This window comes from Raineyella antarctica (genome assembly GCF_900092135.1).
Lineage (GTDB): Bacteria > Actinomycetota > Actinomycetes > Propionibacteriales > Propionibacteriaceae > Raineyella > Raineyella antarctica.
In genome coordinates, this window is the sequence record NZ_FMYF01000002.1 from 377698 (window position 1) to 397947 (window position 20250).

Below are 20250 nucleotides of genomic sequence, written 5' to 3' on the forward strand. Positions count from 1 at the left end.
CGATCCAGTTTCTTATTCAGTGAACATCTTGTCAATAGAAAGAGAAAGAGAATCCAAGGTGTCTCCGCCGGGGGAGTCAGGAGTTGAGGCGGGCCCAAAGACCGGTCATGGCCGAGGCCAGGACGAGGTTCACCAGGCCGATCACCGAGGCGAGGGCGGATCCGAGGACCAGGGTGGCGAGCAGTAGCATCGCGGCCAGTACGACGCAGATCACCACGGTGACCTCCATCGTCGCTCGATCGACGGCGGGCCGCGCCGCCCCTTCGTCCCCTTCGTGCGGACCGGTGAACCTGTTCGTCGGGGGGTACTGATCCATCGCGTTCTCTCCTCGCATGCTTGCCGCGAGGAGCACAGCGGGGACCATGACAGGTCGCGCATCCTCGCACGGCCGTGTGACCCCGGCTGGTCACCGGGCTGCCCCGACTCTCTCTGATGCCGGGACAGCTTCCCACTCTATCGAATTGGAGGATGATGCGATAATGCCGGCGTCGGGTTGTCGGCGGTCCCGCATTCAGCGGTAATGGCCGGCGATCATGTCCTCCTCGATGCGCTCCAGCGTCTTCCCGCGTGTCTCGGGCACCATCTTGACGATGAAGACCATCGCGGCCACTCCCAGCCCGGCGAAGATGAAGTAGGTGTTGGCGATCCCGACCCCCGCGATCAGTGAGGGGAAGAAGAGGGTGACGAGGAAGTTCGTCATCCAGCCCATGAAGCCGCTGATCCCGTAGGCGAATCCGCGGAAGCGCAGCGGGAACATCTCGGACAGCATCAGCCAGGCGAGCGGGCCGGCGGTGGCCTGCATGATGAAGACGAACAGGACGACGAAGATCATGATGAGGACCGGCTTGTAGGAGGCGCCGTCCGGCACCAGCTTCGCCGACAGCCCGATCAGCACGTGGGCGGCGGTCGTCCCGATGAACCCTGCCAGCAGCATCGTGCGGCGGTTGACACGGTTCATGATCGACATGCCGAACAGGCAACCGACGACGGCGATGATGCCATTGGCGGTGTTGGCCACGATCGCCACATCGGCCGCGAAGCCGGCCTTCTCCAGCAGGGCGGTGCCGTAGTACATCACCGAGTTGATGCCGGTGAGTTGCTGGATCATCGCGATGCCGATGCCGACGAGGATCAGGCGGCGCATCCACCCGACGTTCAACGCCGACCAGCGAACGATCTTGTGCTCTCGCTCCTCCTGGACCAGCTCCCGCACCTCGTCGATCTCGGACTGCGCCCGTTCGGGACTGCGCACCTGTCGCAGGACCGCCAGGGCCTCGTCCTCCCGGCCGTGCTCGAACAACCACCGCGGGCTCTCGGGCATCCGCAGCATGCCGAAGAACAACGCGAAGGCCGGCAGGACGGCGATCACGAGCATCCAGCGCCAGATGTTCGGGTGCTGGTACACCTCGACGCCCCCCACCATCACGGTGGTGCCCCAGATGCTGTAGATGAGGGCGTTGATCGCGAACGCAGCGAATTGCCCGGAGACGATCGCCAGTTCGTTGCGCGTGACCAGCGAGCCGCGGCGCTCGACGGGGGCTATCTCGGCGAGATAGACAGGAACTGTCGCCGACGCGCCTCCGACCGCCAGGCCGAGGACGAAACGGAAGACCGCGAGGACCCCCCAGTGAGGCGCCAGGACACAGCCGAGGGTACCGAGGGCGAAGACGATCGCCAGCAGCAGGATGTTGTGGCGGCGACCGAAGCGGTCCGACAGTTGGCCTCCGATCGCTGCGCCGATGGCCGCGCCGACCAGGAGGATAGAGGTCACCAGGCCTTCGGTGAATGTTGTCAGGCCCAGCTGGGCGCGCAGCGGTGCCAAGGCACCGTTGATGACGCCGGTGTCGTAGCCGAACAGGAGGCCGCCGAAGGTGGCGATGACAGCGATGACACCCAGGCGCCGCGAGCCGGACGGTGGTGCGGCGGTGTTGACGGCGAGATCAGTTTGATTCTGCACTGGAGTTCCTTGTGGTCGATACGTCCGAGCTTCATTGTTCGGACTGGTGGGCAGGGGGTGCCGACCGGCGACGAGCCGAGCGGCGTGAGTGATGAGGGAAACCGGCGGTGTTGCCAGCCGGGGGCGTCGACCAGGGATCATGACCAAGCCGGTCAGCCACTGGGAACAGCGAGGGGACCGAAGCCGATCCAGCGAATGCGCGCGGGGATCAGGCGGCCATCGAGTCGCGGGGGAGGGGTTGCCGGGGGATACCGCAGGCACCGGTGCTCGGGTTGGGGACACCCGGCACCTGCGGCATCATGTGACCGTGCGATCTGCTAGACGCGCACGTCGGCGACCCGGACGGGTCGATGCTCGTGCCGGGAGAGATCGAGGGCGTCGCACACGTACAGGGCCTGGAGCGCATCGGCCACGGTGACGGCACTGGTCCCGCCGGCGTGCACGGTGGAGATGAACTCCCGGATCTCGGCCTTGTAGGCGGGGATGAAGCGGGGGTAGAAGTTCGGGAACCGCTCGCCCGCCTGCTCGAACACGAAGTCGGGTTCGGCGGAGGTGACGGGCATGAACGTGTTGAAACCGACGGCCAGGGTCTCCTCGGTGCCGAAGAGCTCCATCCGGATGTCGTAACCGGCGCCGTTGTAGCGGGACAGCTGGAAGGTGGCGATCGTGTCGTCGTCGAGGGTGAAGACGCCGACGCTCTCGTCGATGTCGCCGAGCTCGCCGAAGTAGGAGGCGCCGCGGTTCTTGCCGACGGTGAACACTTCCACGATCTCGCGCCCGGTCACCCAGCGCAGGGCATCGATGTCGTGGATCAGGCAGTCCTTGTAGAGGAAGCCGGACCCCGGGATGTAAGATGCGGGCGGCGGCGGGAAATCGCCCATCGTGATGTGCACCCGCCGGAGCTCGCCGATGTCGCCCGTCTCGAAGCGCTTCTTGGCATTGGCGTAGCCGCCGTCGAAGCGCCGCTGGAAGCCGACCTGTACCAGGGTGCCCGTTCGCGCGACGACATCGGCGACCTTCTTGGTCGTCTCGGCGTCAAGAGCCACAGGCTTCTCGGTGAAGACCGGGATACCGCGTTCGGCGGCCGCGATGATGTACTCGGCGTGCTGGCTGGTCGGGGTGGTGACCACCAGGGCCTCGACCTCGTCGAGGATCTTCTCCGGGGTGACGGTACGGGCACCCAGCTCGGTGGCGACCTCTTCGGCCCGGGCCGGATTGACATCGGCGAGGACGATGTCACCCACGCCTTCCACGGTCCGCATCGTACGGGCGTGGTCGGAGCCGATGCGCCCGATACCCACGACGCCGAAGGTCAGGTTGTTGGTCGTGTCAGACATGGGTGCGCTCCACCAGGTCGAGGGTCTTCAGGAATTCGAGGCCGGCCCGGACGTCCGCGAGTGCGCCGGCCAGGTCGGAGGCGTCGGTGAGGACGGTGTCCTGCTCCATCACGTACCAGCCGTCGTAGCCCGCGCCCTCCAGGGTGTGGATCAGCCGGTCGATACCGGCCTCCCCCTGTCCGAGGGGCCGGAAGATGCCGTGGTCGAGGGCATCCATGTAGAGGAGCTCGCCGTCCTGGACCCGCCGGGCGACGGCGTTGTCGACGTCCTTGAGGTGGACGAAGTTGACGCGGGAGGCGTGCTTCTTCGCGAGCTGGACCGGGTCGATCCCGGCGATGGTGGCGTGGCCGGTGTCGAGGCACAGGCCGATGTCGGAGCGCTCCAGCAGTCTGTCGATCTCCTCGGCGGTCTGGACCATCGTCCCCATGTGGTGGTGCAGGGTGGGGTTGATGCCGCGGCTGCGGGCGGCCCGTACGAGCCGGTCGAGGTTGGCGAAGAAGAAGTCCCATTCGGCCGCGGAGAGGACGGGACGGTCGTTGTAGCCCTGGCCTCCACTGAGGGCCGCGAAGATGATGGTCGAGGCGCCGGTGACGACGTAGGCGTCGAGGATCGTCTCGACCTCGGGCAGCGGGTCATGGTCGGCCTGGTGGAGCAGGACCGGGACGAAGGCGCCCAGCGCCTTGAGACCGTACGCGTCAATCTTCGCCTTGCGGCTCAGCGGGTCGGCCGGGAGCCAGCCCTCGGGTCCCAGCTCGGTCGCTCCAAGACCCAATTCCCGGACGTCCGAGAGGTAGGTGTCGGGGTCCACGGTCCATCCGGTGGCCCCGTTGGCCTCCCAGACTCCCCAGGAGATGGGTGCAGCGGCGATTCTCTCCTCGAAGCTCGACATAAAGTGCTCCTTTGCATCTGTCGACGGGTTCGTGTCCATCCACCACAGGGGTGGTCGGCGTGGTTGTTCTACCCGGTCGGGGCCGGACGGAACGGCGCCGAGGCGGGTAGGTGTCGTCTCGCTTCTGACATCAATGATGCGGTCCGTGAGAATCATGGGCCCCGCGCCCAGAGGTAGGGGCCCGGCCATCTTCTAGCGATTCACGCATCATCGAGTCATCAACTGTTTCAACGGCACTTACGAATCTATCGCTCAGCAGACTAGTTGTCCATAGGGTGAGAGCTATGAGTTCGCTGGGGGTCCCGACGGCTGGCGTGGTGGGTGACTCGGACCGCCCTGCCGCTCGTGCGCTCCCGGCGCTCCGGGGCGCCGATGACGACCTCCGGGGCCGGGATGGCGGGCAGGATCTGTCTGTCGGACGCGCTGCCGACCGCTTCGCCGTCATCCGGGGTGGGTCCGGGTCGGGGCGTCCTGCACGGCAGCGAGCCCGTCGGCACGAAATCCGTGCCGTCGGCGTGCTGCAGGACTTCAGCGACGCGATCCAGGAGGCGACGTTCGCTGTCCCACTACTGGCCCCAGGGACGATTGGCGATGAACGCCGGCGCGGTGGACGTCTGCCCTCCCTCCTGCCACGTCCGTCGCTTGGAACCCGATGTACCGAACCTCAGGCTCGGCGTACTGATGGGTGGGGGGCGGCGCGAAGCCAGGATCTCGGGAGGCGGGAGCGCAGGTCGCAGACCGAGAAAGGTGAACCGTTCAGAGCCGGGCGGTTCCGTGCTCCCCCTGGTCGGGACGCTTGCCGGTCAGGGCGGCCCGGGCCAGGCCGATGACGTTGCCTACCCGGTTCCCACCGTCCCAGTACTCGCCGGCGGAGGCGGTGACCTCGATGATGATGTTGGCCGGGTCCTCGGGGTCGCCGGCGTACGCCTCGGTGAGGCGGTCCCAGAGCTCACGCTTCTTGCTGACGTCACGCTCGACCCGACCGGTGCCGGACAAGGAGGCGTAGGTGGTCCCGTCCATCACCGACAGGTTGACCTGCCGGCCATCGGCCTGGCGGGTGACGGCGTCGTCGTCCTGGGCGATGAACCGGAACACCCAGTCCTCGAACTCCTGGACGGTCATCGGCCGGCTGACGAGGGCCTGGGCATCGTCCTGGGTGGTGAACATCATGAACCGCTGGCCCTCGAGGAGCTGGCGGAGCTGATCCGTCTGGTCGTGCTCGGTCTGCTCGGTCATCAGACATCCCGTCCGTCGGTGATGCCCCGATCCTAGAGGTCACGGCGTCCCGAGGGGAGGGGTACGAAGTCTCCGGTCCGCACGGACCGGGGGAGGGGCCCGACCACTAGGGTGTACCCGTGATCGAGGTCGTGGGAGTGTCGGCAGAGGGTCCGGATGACGTGGCCCGGCGGCTCCTGGCCGAGGCGGACGTCGTCCTGGGCGGCGAACGGCACCTGGCGATGGCCCGCGCTGCGGGGGTCGCGGCCGAACTGGTCCGCTGGCCCTCACCGCTGAAGCCGGCCCTGCCCGCTCTCGTCGCCTCCTTCGCCGATCGGCGCGTCGTCGTGCTCGCCTCGGGTGACCCGTTGGTGTCAGGCATCGGCTCGACCCTGGTCGACCTGCTCGGACCCGACGCGGTCCGGATCCGCCCCGCCGTCTCCTCTGTCGCGCTGGCCCGCGCCCGGATGCGCTGGCCGGCGGAGTCCTGCGACGTCGTCACCGTGGTCGGCCGCGACGTCGACCGGGTCCGGCGGTACCTCGCACCCGGCAACCGGGTGGTCGTGCTCTCCGGCGGCTCCGGCACCCCCCGCGAGGTCGCGACGATCCTCGCGGACGAGGGCCTGGGGGCGACCCGGATGACCGTCCTGTCCGACCTCGGTACCGCCGCCGAGGACCGCCGCACCGGGACCGCCGAGTCCTGGCCCCACGACTCCGTGCCTGCCCTCAACGTGCTGTGCCTGGAGGTCGCCGGCGAGTCTGTCGCGGCATCGCTGGCCCCTGGCCTGCCCGACGGTGCGTACGAGAACGACGGCCAGCTCACCAAGCAGCACATCCGCGCCTGCGCCCTCGCGGCGCTGCGGCCCCTGCCCGGCGAGCTGCTCTGGGACGTCGGTGCCGGCGCCGGGTCGATCGGCATCGAGTGGGCCCGCCAGGACCCGCGCAACCGGACCCTGGCCATCGAGCGGTCCCCCGAGCGCGCCGCCCGGATCGCCCGCAACGCCGGCCACCTCGGGGTACCGGAGCTGCAGGTCGTCCGGGCCGACGCGGCCGCGGTCGTGACCGGGGCCCTCGACCTGCCCACCCCCGACGCGGTGTTCGTCGGCGGTGGCGCGACCGCCGAGGTGGTCGAGGCCTGCTGGCGCGCGCTCCCTCCCGGCGGACGACTGGTGGTGCACACCGTCACCATCGAGACCGAGCAGGCGGTCATTGCAGCATGGCAGCGCCACGGCGGTGAGCTGACCCGGCTCGCGATCGAGACGGCCCTGCCGCTCGGCCGGTTCACCGGCTGGAAACCGGCCCGCCCGGTCGTCCAGTGGGCGGCCACCAAGCCGTACGGGACCGGCGCCACCCAGGAGACCGGCATCATCCAACTGCCCGGCACGACCCGGGAGACCGGCACGACCCGGGAGACCGGAACCACCGAGGAGACCGCGTGACCGTCCACTTCATCGGCGCCGGCCCCGGCGCGGCCGACCTGCTCACCTTCCGCGCCGCCGCGTTGATGGCCGCCGCACCGGTCTGCCTCTATGCCGGCACGTACATCACGCGGGAGATGCTGGCGCACTGCCCGGCGGACGTCGAGCTGGTCGACACCGCCAAGGTGAACCTGGACGAGCAGGTAGCGATCATGAAGCGCGCCACCGAGGAGGGCCGTGACGTCGCCCGGCTGTGTTCGGGCGACCCGTCGCTGTACTCGGCCATCGCCGAGCAGACCCGCCGGCTCGATGCCGAGGGCGTGGAGTGGGACGTCACCCCCGGCGTTCCCGCGTACGCCGCGGCCGCCGCCCTGGTCGGCAAAGAGCTCACCGTCCCCGAGGTCGCCCAGACGGTCATCCTCACCCGCGCCCAGCGCGACTCGACGAAGATGCCGCCGGAGGAGTCGCTGCGGGAGCTGGCCAGGACCCACGCCACGCTCGTGCTGCACCTGGCGATCACCTTCGTCCGGCAGCTGCAGGAGGTGCTGGTCCCCGAGTACGGCGAGGACTGCCCGGTGGTCGTGGTCTCCCGCGCCGAGCAGCCCGAGGAGCTGATCCTGCGCGGGACGCTCGCCGACATCGCCGACCAGGTGGAGGCGCACGGACTGCGCCAGGCGGCGATCATCATCGTCGGGTGGGCGCTGGACGTCGAGGATTTCCCCGAGTCCCACCTCTACCGCACCCGGCACCGCTAGGGCTGTCCAGGTCGACCTCCGGGCGCCGGGGCTCGGGTCCGCTCGGGTTTCAGGTGGCCGGTCTCGGAGCCGCGTCGGTTTCAGGCGCGCGGTCTCGGAGCCGCGTCGGTTTCAGGCGGCGTGCCCCGGAGCCGCGTCGGTTTCAGGCGGCGTGCCCCGGAGCCGCGTCGCTTCCAGTCGGCGTGCCCCGGAGCCGCGTCGCTTTCAGTTAGCCGCTTCGGGTCGACGCGTAGCGGCTAACTGACGGCGACGCGGCTGCGGTGCGGGGGTCGGCGGCGACGCGGCTGCGGTGCGGGGGTCGGCGGTGCGCGGGTCGGCGGTGCGCGGGTCGGCGGTGCGCGGGTCGGCGGTGCGCGGGTCTGCGGTGCCTGGATCAGCGGTGCGCGGGTCAGCGGTGCGCGGGTCAGCGGTGCGCGGGTCAGCGGCCCGCGCATCAGCTCAACTGCCGCAGCACCTCGTCCAGGTCCCGCGGGCGGGTCGACCAGCCCAGCCGGGTGGCCAGCTCCAGCGGCCACGGGATCCGCAGGTGGGCGGCGGTGACCAGATCGGCGTCCCCGAGCAGCTCGGCCACCGGCCCCTGGACGGCCCGTCCGCCGGTGACCACGATCGCCGAGGTGCCCCACGACAGGGCCAGGTCGACGTCATGGGTCGCCATCGTGATGGTCGTCCCATGGGCCTCCAGCCGCGCGATGGCGGCGAGCATGTCCTCGACACCGTCGGGGTCCAGGCCGGCGGTGGGTTCGTCGAGCAGCAGGTGGTCGGGGCGCATCGCCACGGCGCCGGCCACGGCCACCCGCTTCTTCTCCCCGTACGAGAGCTGGTGGGTGGCACGTTCGCCCAGGTGCGCGATGCCGAGCAGGTCGAGGGCCTCGGCCACCCGTTCCCGTGCCTCGTCCTCGGACAGTCCGAGGTTGAGCGGACCGAACGAGACGTCCTGGCCGACGTCGGCGCTGAACAGTTGGTCGTCGGGATCCTGCAGCACCAGCTGGACCCGGCGGCGGTGGTCGGTCAGGCCGCGCCGGGTGTGCTGCAGCGGGATCCCGTCGGCGGCGACGACCCCGCCGGTCGGCACCACGGCCCCGGACAGGCAGCCGAGCAAGGTGGTCTTGCCCGACCCGTTCGCGCCGAGCAGCACGGTCCGCTCACCGGGCGCCAGTGTCACGCCGATCCCGTCCAGTACCCGGCCGCGCGACCGGTAGCCGGCCGTCAGCCCCTCAGCCTGCAGGATCATCCCAGTACTCCGGATCCGTACGTCCCGATGGCGGCGAGGGCGAGCAGCCAGGCACCGGTGGCCGCCAGGAACACCGGTGAGTGGGGGCGTACGTGGCGCAGGGTCCGCAGGTCGTCGGTGTACCCGCGCCCGGACAGGCCCTGCTCCAGCCGGCGCGACCGGTCCCAGGCGCTGACCAGCACCCCGGCGGCCAGCGACCCGAACGAGCGCACCGACCGGCGCAGTCCGACGTAGCCGAGCCGGGCGGCCTGGGCGCTCCGGATCGTCACCGCGGATTCCCACAGGACGAACAGCAGCCGGTACATCAGCGCCGCGATGTCCATCGCGGGGGCCGGGACGCCCAGGCGCCGCCCGGCGTCGACCAGGTCGACCATCGGGGTGGAGACGGCCAGCAGCACCACGGCACAGGTCCCGGCCAGGCTGCGGCCCAGGACGGTCCCGGCGCGCGCGACCGATTCGGCCGTCACCGCCAGCGGACCCCACGACCACCACGGCGTCGAGCCCGGGGCGGGCGGGCCGACCTGCAGGGCGATCGAGAGCACGCCGGTCAGGACGAAGGTGAGCGGCAGGGCCAGCGCAGCCAGCCACAGCCGCCAGTCGACCCTGGCAGAGGCGATCGCCGCGATGGTCAGCCCGGCAGCGACCAGGAGGGTGCCGGGCCAGGCCGGAACCAGCAGGTCCAGCACCAGCGTGCCGGTCACGAGCAGCGCCTTGTCGGCGACCGCGATCCGGCGCCACGGGCTGCCCCAGGCCGCGGCATCGATGGAGAAGGCCACCGGCGCTCAGGCCTGGTCGTGCGTGGCGTCGGGAGAAGCAGTAGGGGCAGTGCCGGTTGCTGCTTCGGGTGCGGTTTCGGGCGCGGTTTGTGGTGCGCCCTGCTGCGCTGCGGCGGAGGACTGCTCGCGCAGCCGCCGGATCTCCCGGCGCGACTGCAGCCTCCCGAGGGCCCAGCCGAGGACGGCTCCGCCCAGGGCGGCCTGGGCCGCGAACAGCCCGGACTCGATCTCCCGGCTGCCCGGCTGGAAGATCGGCGTGAACCACGGCCTGGCGCCCTGGTCCTGCAGCACCTGGACGGCTGTCGAGTCGGAGCCGGCGAACTGGGTGCCCGGCGCCTGGGCCCGGGCGAGCGCGAAGGTCGCCACCAGCAGGACCACGACCAGCCCGAGCAGTGCCCAGGTCACCCAGGCCCGTGGCCCGGCGGCGGCACCCGTACGAGCCTCAGGCATGGACGCCGTCCTCGGTCGCGGCCCTCTCCGCGGGGCGGGCCAGGATCCCGAGTCGCTCCAGTTCCGGGCCCGCGATCGAGCGCAGGACCCGGAACAGCACGACCCCGACCAGACCCTCGATCACCGCCAGGGGGACCTGGGTGAGGGCGAAGATCGTGGCGAACTTGGCGAAGGCCGCTCCGACCGACGGGTCCGGGTAGGCGAGGGCGAGCTGGAAGGAGGTGACCAGGTAGGTCGCGAGATCGGCCAGCGCCATCGCGAAGAACACCTGGACCTCCAGCGGGGCGCGCAGCCGGCGCAGGGCGGCGTACGCCCCGTAGCCCACCCAGGGGCCGGCGATGCCCATCGAGAAGACGTTCGCGCCCAGGGTGGTCAGCCCGCCGTGCGCCAGCAGCAGTGCCTGGAACAGCAGCACCACCGTGCTGAGGAAGGCCATCACCGGCGGCCGGAAGAGGATCGCGCCCGCGCCGGTGCCGGTGGGATGGGAGGAGGAACCGGTCACCGAGGGCATCTTCAGTGCCGAGAGGATGAACGTGAAGGCGCCGGCGGCGGCGAGCAGGACGCGGTCCTCGGGGTGTTCGCGGACCTGGCGGACGGTCGCGCGGACCCCGTGCACCACGAACGGTGCTGCGGCGACGGCCCACCCGACGGCATGGGGGACGGGAAGGAACCCCTCGGCGATGTGCACGGCACTGTCCTTCCCGGGATGACGCGTCCCGATGGTGGTGATGACCCGGACGAGTTCCTGACTCTGACTCACAGTGGCGCGACCGTGCCGGATTCCCACCGGCTTCCTCGTTCACCCGGGCCTGCGTGGCCACATGCTAGCCCACGGGTGGCCCGGATCACTCCGGGTCGGTGACGTCCACGACCGTCGCGTCAAGCACGCGGACCAGGTCGCTCGCCGCGAGCACCAGCGCAACCCCGTGGGCGCCGCCGCCGATCGAGACCCTTCGGCCGGGCGGATCGACCAGCGTACGGTCCGCGTACACCGGCCAGGCATGCGTCGCCCCGAACGGGGTGATGGTGCCGCGCTCGTAGCCGCTGGCCTCCTTCGCCTCGTCGGGTCCGGGCATGGTCAGCCGATTGACCCCGAGGGCGGCGCGGACCTTCTTCCACGAGACCTTGCGGCCGCCGGGGACCAGCAGGAAGAAGTAGTCGTCCTCGCTGCGCCGCACGACCAGGGTCTTGGTCACGTCCGCGGGCGCCACGCCCAGGTGCGCCGCGTGCTCCTCCAGGCTCCGGGCCCGCGGCAGGTCGGCGTGCCGGGTGAAGGGGACGCCGGTGCGTTCGATGGCGGCGAGGGCGCCCTCGCCGGCGGCCCGGGGATCGGTCATGGCTCAATCCTCCTCGACGCAGTCGCTCGGCACACCCGGGTACAGCCAGATCTCCTCGCCGCGCAGCTCGACCCGGTGGGTCGGCTCGGGCTGGGTGGCCGGAAGGTTGAGTGCCCTGCCGGAGCAGAGCGAGAAGCGGGAGCTGTGCACCGGGCACTCGACAGCGCCGTCCTCGACCCAGCCCTCGGCGAGCGAGGCGTACTGGTGGGTGCAGATGTCGTTGATCGCGTAGTACCGGCCCTCGCTGAGGAACACGGCGATGTCCTCACCGGTGCCGTTGACGTCCCCGTCGACGACCAGGGCCGCACCCTCGTCGATGTCCCCGATCGTGGCGACCCGGATCGGGTCGGGCGTGCTGGTCATCCTGGGCTCCTCCTGCCGCGGTCGTGTCCGCCGGGTGGCCCGTACGGACAGCACCCGGCCGAACCATCCTCGCAGTGACGGCCCCGGCCGGGTGGTGTCCACGATCAATGCTCGGTCAGTTGTTGCTGACGAACTCGTCGACGAGCCGGTTGAACTCGGCGGCGTGCTCGATCTGCAGCCAGTGGCCGCACCGGTTGATCAGCACCAGTCGGCTGTTGGGGATCAGCGAGACGAGGCGCAGGCTGTGCTCGAAGTGCACCACCCGGTCGTCGCGGCCGTGGAACAGCAGTGTCGGGGCCTTGATGGTCCGGACCTTGGCGTGGTCCAGTTCGACCACGGCGCGCTTGCCGATCGCGTCGATGAAGTTCTTGTTGTGTTCCGGCTGGGCGGCGACCATGTCGGCGCGGCCCTGGATCAGCTCGTCGGTGGCGAAGCTGTTGTCGAACGTCATGACGTTGACGAGTTCCTTCATCACCTCGAAGGAAGGCTCGCGGTAGCCGCGCTGGAGGATCTTCAGGCCCTCGGTCAGCCCTCCCGGGCCGAACAGCGTGCTGGCGCCCGAGGAGGAGCCCATCGTGATCAGCCGGGTGACGCGCTCGGGGTACTCGTAGCCGAAGCGGACGGTGGTGCCGCCGCCCATCGAGTTGCCGACTAGGGTGGCCTTCTCGATGCCCATCGCGTCCATCAGGTCCGCGACGGCCTTGGGGTGGTTGCGCTCCTGCCAGGTGACGGGGTCGGACTCGCCCCAGCCGGGCATGTCGGCGGCCACGACGTGGTACTTCTCGGCGAACACCGGGATGTTGTTGGAGAAGTTGGTCCAGCCCGTCGCGCCGGGGCCCGAGCCGTGCAGCAGGATCAGCGTCTCCGCGTCGGCGGGGCCGGCCTCGTTGATGTGGATCCGGCCGGAAGCGGTGTCGATCATCCGGCTGGTGTTCTCGTAGGTCAGCTCCATGGTGTTCCTCTCGTCAGGCTGCAGGGTCTGTCGAACAAATTGTGCGGTCGAATGCGGCAGCGGTCAGCGGGCGAGCTTCTTCAGCTCGACGGTCGCATCTGCCAGCTTGCTCGGATCGACCACGATCCCGCGGTCGATGATCCGCCGGGCGGCACGGATCGCGGTTCCGCCGTCGATCGTGCAGGCCCCGATCATCCGGCCGTCGCTCTCCATCCGGAAGGCCGTCACGGGCACGCCGTCGACCGTACGGACGATCGGGGTCCCGTTGACCATGTCGCCGACGGCCTCCACGTGGACCCCGTAGCGGTCGGACCACATCCAGCCGGCCCCGTGCTGGGGCAGGTCCAGGCCGACGATCGACGCGGCGACCGCCTGGCCGCCGTGCATCGCCGACTCCCAGTGCTCGTGCCGGCGCAGCAGGGTGCCGTCGGAGTGCCGGATCCGGGCCACGTCACCGGCCGCGTACACGGCGGGGTTGGAGGTGCGGTGGGCCTCGTCGACGACGATGCCCTGGTCGGTCGCCAGGCCGGCGGCGGTGGCCAGGCCGGTCTCCGGCACGATCCCGACCGCGACCAGGACGGTGTCGGAGACGATCCGGCTGCCGTCGTTCAGGGCGACCGTGTACTCCGGTCCGTCGGCCTCGATCGCGGTGGTCATCGCGCAGCGGACGTCGACGCCGTGCTCGGCATGCATCGCGTGCAGGCGGACCGCCAGTTCGGCGCCGCAGATCGGGGCCAGCGGGACCGGGACCGGGTCGACCAGGGTGACTGTGGCGCCGGCCTTGGCGGCGGTGGAGGCCACCTCGGCGCCGATCAGGCCGGCCCCGATGATCGTGATCCGCGCGCCCGGCACCATCCGGGTGCGCAACAGGTCGGCGTCGGCCTTGGTCCGCAGGTACAGCAGGCCGGGCAGGTCACCGCCGGGGACGGGGAGCGTACGGGCCCGTCCGCCCAGCGCCAGAACCACGGTGTCGGCGGACAGCTCGGTGCCACCGGCCAGGGTGAGCCGGCCCTCGGCGGGCAGCAGCGCGGCGACCCGCTCGGTGACCAGCTCCACGGAGTTGTCGGCGTACCAGGAGTCCGGTACGAACGGCAGCTTCTCGGCCGGCATCGAGCCGTCGAGGTACTCCTTGCTCAGCGGCGGCCGGTCGTACGGAACGCCCTCCGGATCGATGATCCTGATCCGGCCGTCGTAGCCGTGCTTGCGCAGTTCCTGGGCGGTGGTGAAGCCGGCCAGGCCGCCACCGACGATCGCGACCTCGCGAGGGGCGGTCACGGGGTCACCTCGGTCACGGCCTCGGCCACCGGGACGCCCGGGTACAGCCAGATCTCGTCACCGCGCAACTCGACCTTGTGGGTGCGGACCGGGATGCTGGCCGGCAGGCAGAGCGCCGCGCCGGAGCAGAGCGAGAACCGGGCGGAGTGGATCGGGCACTCCACCTCCTCGCCCTCGATCCAGCCGTCGGCCAAGCTGGCGTCCTCGTGGGTGCAGGTGTCGTCGATGGCGAAGTATCGGCCCGCGGAGTAGAAGACGGCGATGTCGGCGCCGGTGCCGTTGGTCTCGCCGTCGACGACGATGGCCTCCTCGTCCTCGATGTCTCCGACGGTGGCGACCTTGATCGGCTCGGTCATGGGTGGTCCTCCTGGTGGATGGGGTCGGGGTGGTCAGTGGTCAGCCGGCGGGCCAGAGCACCGTGGTGGCGTACGCGTCGGGGTCCGCCGGCAGCCAGCGGTCGTAGTGGTGACGGAAATCCTGCCAGCGATAGAACTCGCGGGCCACCGGTCCGCGCTGCGGCTCGGCGGGGACGCGCAGGTTGTCGCCGACGAAGGCGGCGGTGGCGCCGCGCAGCGCCCAGTGCCGGTCGTAGACGACCTGGTCGGCCCACAGCTCGAGCAGCAGCAGGTGGCCGGGCAGGTCGACGTCCTCGTACCAGCCGTAGTCCAGGCAGCCCTCCTCGCGGCGGGTCTCGGCGATCTCGGCGCGGATCTTGTCGTACATCGCCTCGGTGGCGTGCACGGCGTTCTGGATGATGATCCGCACCGGGCCGCCGGCGGGCCAGAAGATCTTCCGGGTCCCCTCGTCGGCGTGCTCGGGCACCCAGGTGCCCGCCCGCAGCGCGAAGGTCGCGCGCCGATAGAACTCGGTGCTCGCGATGTCGTCGGGCCCGGTGCCGCCGGTCAAGGGGGTGACCAGGGCGGGGTGCTCGCCGGCCAGGGCGCGGGCCCAGAACTCGTCGTACGCCGCCTCGTCGTCCCAGAGCATGGTCAGCGCGAGCCGGTCCTCGCCCTCGGCGAGGGTGGCGTAGAGCTCGGCGCTGGCGCAGCCGGGCTCCTGCCGGAGCTGCTCGGCGACGGCCCGGAGGGCTGCCAGGTCGTCAGCGTCGGCGAACTCGTGCAGGACCCTGAGCATCTCAGACCTCCTCCACCTGGGTCGCGAAGTCGACCTCCCAGTCCGGTGCCAGGTAGCGCGGCTCGGCCGGGAAGCGCCGGTGCACGCCTTCGACCAGGAACCCGCCGAGGTGGTCGAAAGTGTCGAAGTAACCGTACTCCGCGGCACCCCCGCGCAGGTCCGAACCCATGCACAGCGGTGCTCCCAGCTGGGTCATCGCCTCGACGCTGGCAGTCCAGTCGGCCGCGTCCATGGTCAGGTACGGGAAGATATGGTGGATGCCCGGCCCGCGCTGGTCGGTGAACTCCCGGTTGTAGTGCGAGGGCCCGTAGGTGCACTGGATCACCTCGAAGCCGAAGTCGCCGGCGAAGCCCTGGGCGGTGAAGTAACCGTGCTGGACCGGCTTGATGTCGCGGTAGTACGGCGAGTCGAGCCGGCCCTCCTCGGTCTGCCAGGTCTTGATCGCGAACTTCTCGATGCCGAGCACGTCGTGGTAGTTCGCGATCGTCGCCATCGTGTCGTCGACCACGACGCCGAAGTGGTTGATGCCCTGCATCGGCAGGGCGCGCCGGCCCCCGCGCAGCGCCGCCCCGTCGTACGTCACCGGCTCGCCGGCCGGGACCTGCGCCGAGGTGACCACCTCGAGCAGGTAGCCGCCGAGCAGGTCGCGCGTGTCCCAGAACGTACGTCGCACGGTCCCGTCGACGACGTGGGAGTGCGCCGGGCGGATGCCGAGACCGGCGAAGTGCTCGCCGATCCCGGCCTCGTCGATGCCCTCTGCCAGCACGGTCAGCCAACCGATGCCCTCACCTCTGGACAGCAGGAACTCGTTGAACGGGGTCTCCCCGCCGGTCGGCTGCACCAGCTCGAACGGCACCGGCCGCGGGGCGCCCCCCATCGGGCCGGGTCCGGCCGGATCGTACGGGGTGGCCCCGTACGCCGCGCGGTAGGTGCCGGCGCTGCGGCGCCCGTACGAGACGGACTCCGACAGCCGGTCGGCGCCCAGGTCGGCGACGCTCCACTCGTCGATGCCGAGCAGTCGGGCGTACTGCTCGGTCGCCCGGTCGAGGTCGCGGACGACGACGCCGATGCCGGTCAGGCGGGTGATGTTCATGGGGTTCCTCGGTCGGGGGGGTCAGGCGGTGGGCCAGGGGTCAGTAGAACAGGCTGAGGTTCTTGTTCAGGATCATCGACATGTCGAACAGGATCCGGCGTTCCTTGATCACGTAGCCCCACACCGAGGAGGGGTCACGGACGATCCGGTCGATCCGCTCGCCGGTGATGGAGTCCTGGGAGCGCTGCCCGTTGGAGCGGTAGTCGTAGAAGTTGGACTTCACGACGTACTCGTCCTCGGCGACACCCTTGGTGATGCGGATGTTGGTGATGATGTGCCGCTGGCGCGACGGCGGCTCCTCGCCCCAGGCCATGTTGGTCAGCAGGCGGTCGACGCGCTGCTTGAGCTGGACCTTGTTCTCCTCGAAGTAGGCCGAGGTGCGGAAGTCGGCGATCCGCTTGGAGCGCTCGCGGGAGAGCCGGTCCTCCTGGGTCGGGGCCCAGTACATGCAGTCCTCGGCGAAGAAGTCGAGCCACTCGCCCCACTTCCAGTCGTCGAGGACCTGCACCTCCTCGTAGAGGAAACGGGTCAGGGCGCGCTCGACGGCCGGGTCGACCTCGGCCAGCAGGGCGGTCAGCTTGTCGGTCGTCGCGGTGGTCGGGCGGGCGGCGGCGGCCGGGTCGCCGAAGGGATGGGCGGTGTCCGGGGTGGTGGGTTCGTCGGTCTGGGGCATCGCGGTCAGGGTCATGTCACACCTCGTCGTGCGTCGGGTCTGGTCTGGTCGGGTCGTACGGGGTGGCGCTCAGGCCTCGACGGAGGCGGGCTCCAGGCCCATCCGGTGCTGGGCGCGCTTCTCCATCAGCTCTTCCCAGGAGTCGGAGGTCATCATGTCGAGGTAGTTCGCGTACATGTTGATCGCGGCGTTGTCGGAGAAGACGTGCTGGGACGAACCGCCGGGGTAGCAGCCCTCGTCCCACTGGATCGGGGCACCGACCATCTGGTACAGGTAGCCGGTGTCGCGGGCCACCTTGCCCTTCAGCACGTGCTGCATCTCCTCCCAGTTCAGCGCGTCGTCGGCCTCGAACATGCCGCCGGGGGTGAACGTACGCAGCACGTCGCGGCGGATGGAGTCCTTGACGTCCTCCGGGGCGTCCTTGGGGACGAAGGTCCAGGCCCAGACCTCCATCTCGTGCGGGCCGCGCGGGTGGGTGACGCGGATGGTGTAGTTGCCCAGCACCATGAAGGTCGGCCAGATGTTCAGGTGGCCGCGGACCTCGCGGTCGTCGCCGAGGCGGCGGGCGATCATCTCGGCGATCTCCGGCTGCGACTCGTACGCCTGGATGGCCTGGCCGGTGTTCGGGACCTCGGCGCCCTTCTCGCCGTACCACGCGCCGCCGTGGCCGTAGTCGGAGAAGAACTGGCGGCCGACCGGGTTGGTGCCGCGCTTGGTGCGGTCCGCGGCGTCGGAGCCCTTGTTCAGCACGGTGGCGGCGGAGACGTGGGTGATCTCGGAGTGCTGCATGTCGGAGGTGGGCTGCTCGGCCATGAACTTCCAGTTGTTCGGCAGCACCCAGCGGTGGAAGGCGACCTGCTCCATCCCGCCGTCCCAGCGGTCGATGTAGCCGTCGAGGTAGTACGCGGCCGAGCCGAGGTAGTCCACGAACGAGGGGGCGTCCTCGTCCCAGGTGCCGAACCAGAAGCCCTTGTAGTACTCGATCCGGGGGACCTTGACGGCGCTGTAGTCGCCGCGCTCGAAGGTCTCCGGGTAGGCGGTGTCCTGGCGCGGGACCTGGATCAGGTCACCACCCAGGTCGTACGACCAGCCGTGGAAGGTGCAGGTGAAGGCCTTGGCGGTGCCCTTGTCGACCCGGCAGATCCGCATCCCGCGGTGGCGGCACTGGTTGAGGAACCCCTTGACCGAGCCGTCCTTCTGGCGGACGACCATCACCGGGTCCTCGCCGATGTAGGTCTGCAGGAAGTCGCCCTTCTTGGGGATCATCGAGTCGTGGGCCAGCATCACCCAGGCCCGCTTCCAGACCTTCTCGAGCTCCTGCTCGTAGATCTCCTCGTCGGTGAAGACGGCGCCCTTGAGGCGACCGTTCTCGATGTCGACGAGGTCGGTGATGTCGGCCATGGGAACTCCTTTGTCAACGGACCGGGGGAGGGCGGGTCCAGTGCCGGTCGACCGAGGAGGGTCGAGGGCTGTCCGACGCTGGATGCCTTCGAGGTGAATACGAGTGCCTGTTCTTGAGTGGGCACTCAAGTCTTGGTGATCTCGACGGTAGAGGGCTTGTCGTACGATCGACAGGGACCGTTCCACCAGGAAGGACACCCGTGCCCAGGAAGCCTGCCGACGCCGCAACGACGCGCCAGCGGATCCTCGACGCCGCGCGCCTGATCGCCCGGGACCGCGGCTACAAAGGCACCACGCTGGCGATGATCCAGAAGGAGGCCGGCGTCCACCCCGGCTCCTTCTACTGGCACTTCGAGGACAAGGACTCCCTGTTCGCCGCCCTGGTCCGGTACGCCTACGAGCAGTCCGGCGACCTGCTGGAGCGGCTCGATCCGCGCGATGCGCCCAACCCGGTCAAGGTGGTGCTGGACTCGATCGTGCAGAACCCTGCTCGTTACGGCCTGTGGCGGTTCAACGTGCAGCTGATGCTGGATCCCGACATGCGGGACTCCAAGACGGCCAAGGAGATCCGGGCGCTGCGGGTGGCCACCCAGGCGGCCCTGACCCGGGCCTGGCTGGAGCACGTGCCCGCCCGGGTGCTGGCCGAGACCCCCGACCTGCCGGTCCGGATGGCCGACTACTCGCTGGCGATCGTGGAGGGCTGCATCCTGTCCCGGGTCGGCGGGACCGTGCGCGACGAGGAGTTCATCACCGGCCTGGCCACCGTGATGATGGACCGGATGGTGGCGGTGGCCTGCGAACAGGTGGGCGAGCCGGTGCCCGGCTTCTTCCGGGAGCGGGAGAGCGGGATGGCCCAGCTGGTGACTGGGCACCCGTCGCCCGTCGTGGCCGAGCGGGTTGACCCCGCCGCGAGCGGCGCCTAGCCTCGAAGGGCCCGGCAGCGGGCCGGTGGGCTGCCGGCCGCTCCGGAACGAGTGGGCACCGCGTCGTCTCCCGACGTCCCGAAGGATCCCCATGTCACTCGCCCTCGTCGCGATGTCGCACAGCCCGCTGCTGCACACCGCCGAACTCCCGCCCTCCGATGCCGTCCGTGCCCGTGTCGACGCCGCGTTCGCCGCGATCCACGACTTCGCCCGGGCGTACGACCCGACGCTGGTCGTGGTCTTCGCGCCGGACCACTACAACGGCGTCTTCTACGACATGCTGCCGCCCTTCGCCGTCGGCCTGGCCGCCACCGGCATCGGCGACTACGGGTCCACAGCCGGCCCGCTGTCGGTCGACGAGGACCACGCCCTCGCCATCGTCCGGCACGCCCAGCAGGCCGACGTCGACATGACGCTGTCGCGCCGCCTGGAGGTCGACCACGGCGCCGTCCAGCCGCTGGAGACGCTGTTCGGCGGGATCGATGCCCGTCCGGTGGTGCCGGTCTTCGTCAACGGGGTGGCCGCGCCGTTCGTGCCGATGCGCCGGATCCGCGCCATGGGGCAGGCGGTCGGGGACTACCTGGCGTCCCTGGACGAGCGGGTGCTGGTGATCGCCTCCGGTGGGCTCTCGCACGACCCGCCGGTGCCGCAGTGGGACACCGCCCCCGAGGCCGTTCGCGCCGGGCTCATCGATGGCCGCCACCCCAGTGCGGAGGCGCGCGAGGCGCGCCAGCGCCGGGTGATCGAGGGGGCCGCCGCCTTCGCCCGCGGCGAGGCCGCGATCCGCGACCTCAACCCCGGGTGGGATCGTACGTTCATGGCGGACTGCGCCTCCGGTGACGTGGCGCGCTTCGACGCGTACGAGGCGGACGCGATGACCGAGGAGGCCGGGCACTCCTCGCACGAGGTGCGCACCTGGGTCGCCGCGTTCAGCGCGCTGGCCGCGGCCGGACCGTACGAGACGACGTACGAGTACTACGAGCCGATCCCGGAGTACATCGCCGGGTTCGGCGTGATGGCCGCGCGGACGCGCTGAGGCCTGGCCGGAAACAGGCAGACGGATACGGATGA

General features: G+C 70.3%; 23 protein-coding genes and 1 riboswitch. Of the genes, 4 read left to right on the forward strand and 19 right to left on the reverse strand.

The window, feature by feature from the left end; all coding sequences use genetic code 11:
• Positions 1-76: 76 nt before the first annotated feature.
• From GA0111570_RS04190 to GA0111570_RS04210, 5 genes are all read right to left on the reverse strand, one after another.
• A complete protein-coding gene (locus tag GA0111570_RS04190; RefSeq protein ID WP_092606720.1) occupies positions 77-316 on the reverse strand; it encodes a hypothetical protein in 240 nt (79 codons plus the stop codon).
• A 195-nt stretch (positions 317-511) separates the two neighbouring features.
• The gene (locus GA0111570_RS04195) at positions 512-1957 is read right to left on the reverse strand and encodes a sugar porter family MFS transporter (RefSeq protein ID WP_245703011.1); all 1446 of its coding nucleotides are present in this window, start codon (positions 1955-1957) and stop codon (positions 512-514) included.
• A gap of 317 nt (positions 1958-2274) precedes the next feature.
• Complete coding sequence (locus GA0111570_RS04200; protein ID WP_092606725.1) at positions 2275-3294, reverse strand: Gfo/Idh/MocA family oxidoreductase; 1020 nt, start codon at positions 3292-3294, stop codon at positions 2275-2277.
• Positions 3287-4183: a TIM barrel protein gene (locus GA0111570_RS04205; protein ID WP_092606728.1), complete on the reverse strand. Its 897-nt coding sequence runs from the start codon at positions 4181-4183 to the stop codon at positions 3287-3289. The genes GA0111570_RS04200 and GA0111570_RS04205 overlap by 8 nt, the downstream gene beginning before the upstream one ends.
• Positions 4184-4939: 756 nt before the next feature.
• Complete coding sequence (locus GA0111570_RS04210) at positions 4940-5419, reverse strand: pyridoxamine 5'-phosphate oxidase family protein (protein WP_092606731.1); 480 nt, start codon at positions 5417-5419, stop codon at positions 4940-4942.
• 119 nt (positions 5420-5538) lie between these two features.
• Here GA0111570_RS04210 and cbiE point away from each other — a divergent pair, with 119 nt between their 5' ends.
• Together cbiE and cobM are read left to right on the forward strand one after the other, a co-directional pair.
• Positions 5539-6837 carry a precorrin-6y C5,15-methyltransferase (decarboxylating) subunit CbiE gene (gene cbiE / locus GA0111570_RS04215; RefSeq protein ID WP_092606734.1) on the forward strand — a complete coding sequence of 433 codons (1299 nt, stop codon included), beginning with the start codon at positions 5539-5541 and terminating at the stop codon, positions 6835-6837.
• The gene (gene cobM / locus GA0111570_RS04220; protein WP_092606737.1) at positions 6834-7571 is read left to right on the forward strand and encodes a precorrin-4 C(11)-methyltransferase; all 738 of its coding nucleotides are present in this window, start codon (positions 6834-6836) and stop codon (positions 7569-7571) included. The genes cbiE and cobM overlap by 4 nt, the downstream gene beginning before the upstream one ends.
• Positions 7572-7807: 236 nt before the next feature.
• Here the strand turns inward: cobM and GA0111570_RS17260 are convergent, their stop codons facing one another.
• The 14 genes from GA0111570_RS17260 to GA0111570_RS04285 form a co-directional block, all read right to left on the reverse strand.
• A complete protein-coding gene (locus GA0111570_RS17260) occupies positions 7808-8005 on the reverse strand; it encodes a hypothetical protein (protein ID WP_139283138.1) in 198 nt (65 codons plus the stop codon).
• A complete protein-coding gene (locus GA0111570_RS04225; protein WP_092606740.1) occupies positions 8005-8802 on the reverse strand; it encodes an energy-coupling factor ABC transporter ATP-binding protein in 798 nt (265 codons plus the stop codon). The genes GA0111570_RS17260 and GA0111570_RS04225 overlap by 1 nt, the downstream gene beginning before the upstream one ends.
• Positions 8799-9578, reverse strand: a complete 780-nt coding sequence (cbiQ, locus tag GA0111570_RS04230; RefSeq protein WP_092606743.1) for a cobalt ECF transporter T component CbiQ — start codon at positions 9576-9578, stop codon at positions 8799-8801. The genes GA0111570_RS04225 and cbiQ overlap by 4 nt, the downstream gene beginning before the upstream one ends.
• Before the next feature lie 6 nt (positions 9579-9584).
• Positions 9585-10028 carry an energy-coupling factor ABC transporter substrate-binding protein gene (locus GA0111570_RS04235; RefSeq protein ID WP_092606746.1) on the reverse strand — a complete coding sequence of 148 codons (444 nt, stop codon included), beginning with the start codon at positions 10026-10028 and terminating at the stop codon, positions 9585-9587.
• Positions 10021-10716 (reverse strand): energy-coupling factor ABC transporter permease, encoded by a 696-nt coding sequence (locus tag GA0111570_RS04240; protein WP_092607154.1) that lies wholly within the window; start codon positions 10714-10716, stop codon positions 10021-10023. Before GA0111570_RS04240 ends, GA0111570_RS04235 begins: the two co-directional genes overlap by 8 nt.
• 31 nt (positions 10717-10747) lie before the next feature.
• Positions 10748-10856, reverse strand: a riboswitch (cobalamin riboswitch).
• A gap of 17 nt (positions 10857-10873) precedes the next feature.
• Positions 10874-11365, reverse strand: a complete 492-nt coding sequence (locus GA0111570_RS04245; protein ID WP_092606749.1) for an aminoacyl-tRNA deacylase — start codon at positions 11363-11365, stop codon at positions 10874-10876.
• A gap of 3 nt (positions 11366-11368) precedes the next feature.
• Entirely contained in the window at positions 11369-11728 is a 360-nt protein-coding gene (locus tag GA0111570_RS04250) for a non-heme iron oxygenase ferredoxin subunit (protein WP_092606752.1), read from the reverse strand.
• A 115-nt stretch (positions 11729-11843) separates the two neighbouring features.
• Complete coding sequence (locus GA0111570_RS04255; RefSeq protein WP_092606755.1) at positions 11844-12680, reverse strand: alpha/beta fold hydrolase; 837 nt, start codon at positions 12678-12680, stop codon at positions 11844-11846.
• Positions 12681-12743: 63 nt separating this feature from the next.
• The gene (locus GA0111570_RS04260) at positions 12744-13955 is read right to left on the reverse strand and encodes an NAD(P)/FAD-dependent oxidoreductase (RefSeq protein ID WP_092606758.1); all 1212 of its coding nucleotides are present in this window, start codon (positions 13953-13955) and stop codon (positions 12744-12746) included.
• Complete coding sequence (locus GA0111570_RS04265) at positions 13952-14311, reverse strand: non-heme iron oxygenase ferredoxin subunit (RefSeq protein WP_092606761.1); 360 nt, start codon at positions 14309-14311, stop codon at positions 13952-13954. The genes GA0111570_RS04260 and GA0111570_RS04265 overlap by 4 nt, the downstream gene beginning before the upstream one ends.
• A gap of 40 nt (positions 14312-14351) precedes the next feature.
• On the reverse strand, positions 14352-15089 hold the full coding sequence (locus GA0111570_RS04270; RefSeq protein WP_092606764.1) for a putative quinol monooxygenase: 738 nt from the start codon (positions 15087-15089) through the stop codon (positions 14352-14354).
• 1 nt (position 15090) lies between these two features.
• The gene (locus GA0111570_RS04275) at positions 15091-16182 is read right to left on the reverse strand and encodes a VOC family protein (protein WP_092606767.1); all 1092 of its coding nucleotides are present in this window, start codon (positions 16180-16182) and stop codon (positions 15091-15093) included.
• 40 nt (positions 16183-16222) lie between these two features.
• Positions 16223-16870: an aromatic-ring-hydroxylating dioxygenase subunit beta gene (locus GA0111570_RS04280; RefSeq protein WP_092606770.1), complete on the reverse strand. Its 648-nt coding sequence runs from the start codon at positions 16868-16870 to the stop codon at positions 16223-16225.
• A gap of 54 nt (positions 16871-16924) precedes the next feature.
• The gene (locus GA0111570_RS04285; RefSeq protein WP_092606773.1) at positions 16925-18256 is read right to left on the reverse strand and encodes an aromatic ring-hydroxylating oxygenase subunit alpha; all 1332 of its coding nucleotides are present in this window, start codon (positions 18254-18256) and stop codon (positions 16925-16927) included.
• 200 nt (positions 18257-18456) lie between these two features.
• On the opposite strand from GA0111570_RS04285, the gene GA0111570_RS04290 reads away from it, so the two are divergent.
• Both GA0111570_RS04290 and GA0111570_RS04295 read left to right on the forward strand, forming a co-directional pair.
• Positions 18457-19179 carry a TetR/AcrR family transcriptional regulator gene (locus GA0111570_RS04290; RefSeq protein WP_175557309.1) on the forward strand — a complete coding sequence of 241 codons (723 nt, stop codon included), beginning with the start codon at positions 18457-18459 and terminating at the stop codon, positions 19177-19179.
• Positions 19180-19270: 91 nt separating this feature from the next.
• On the forward strand, positions 19271-20215 hold the full coding sequence (locus tag GA0111570_RS04295; RefSeq protein WP_092606779.1) for a 3-carboxyethylcatechol 2,3-dioxygenase: 945 nt from the start codon (positions 19271-19273) through the stop codon (positions 20213-20215).
• Positions 20216-20250 lie beyond the last annotated feature (35 nt).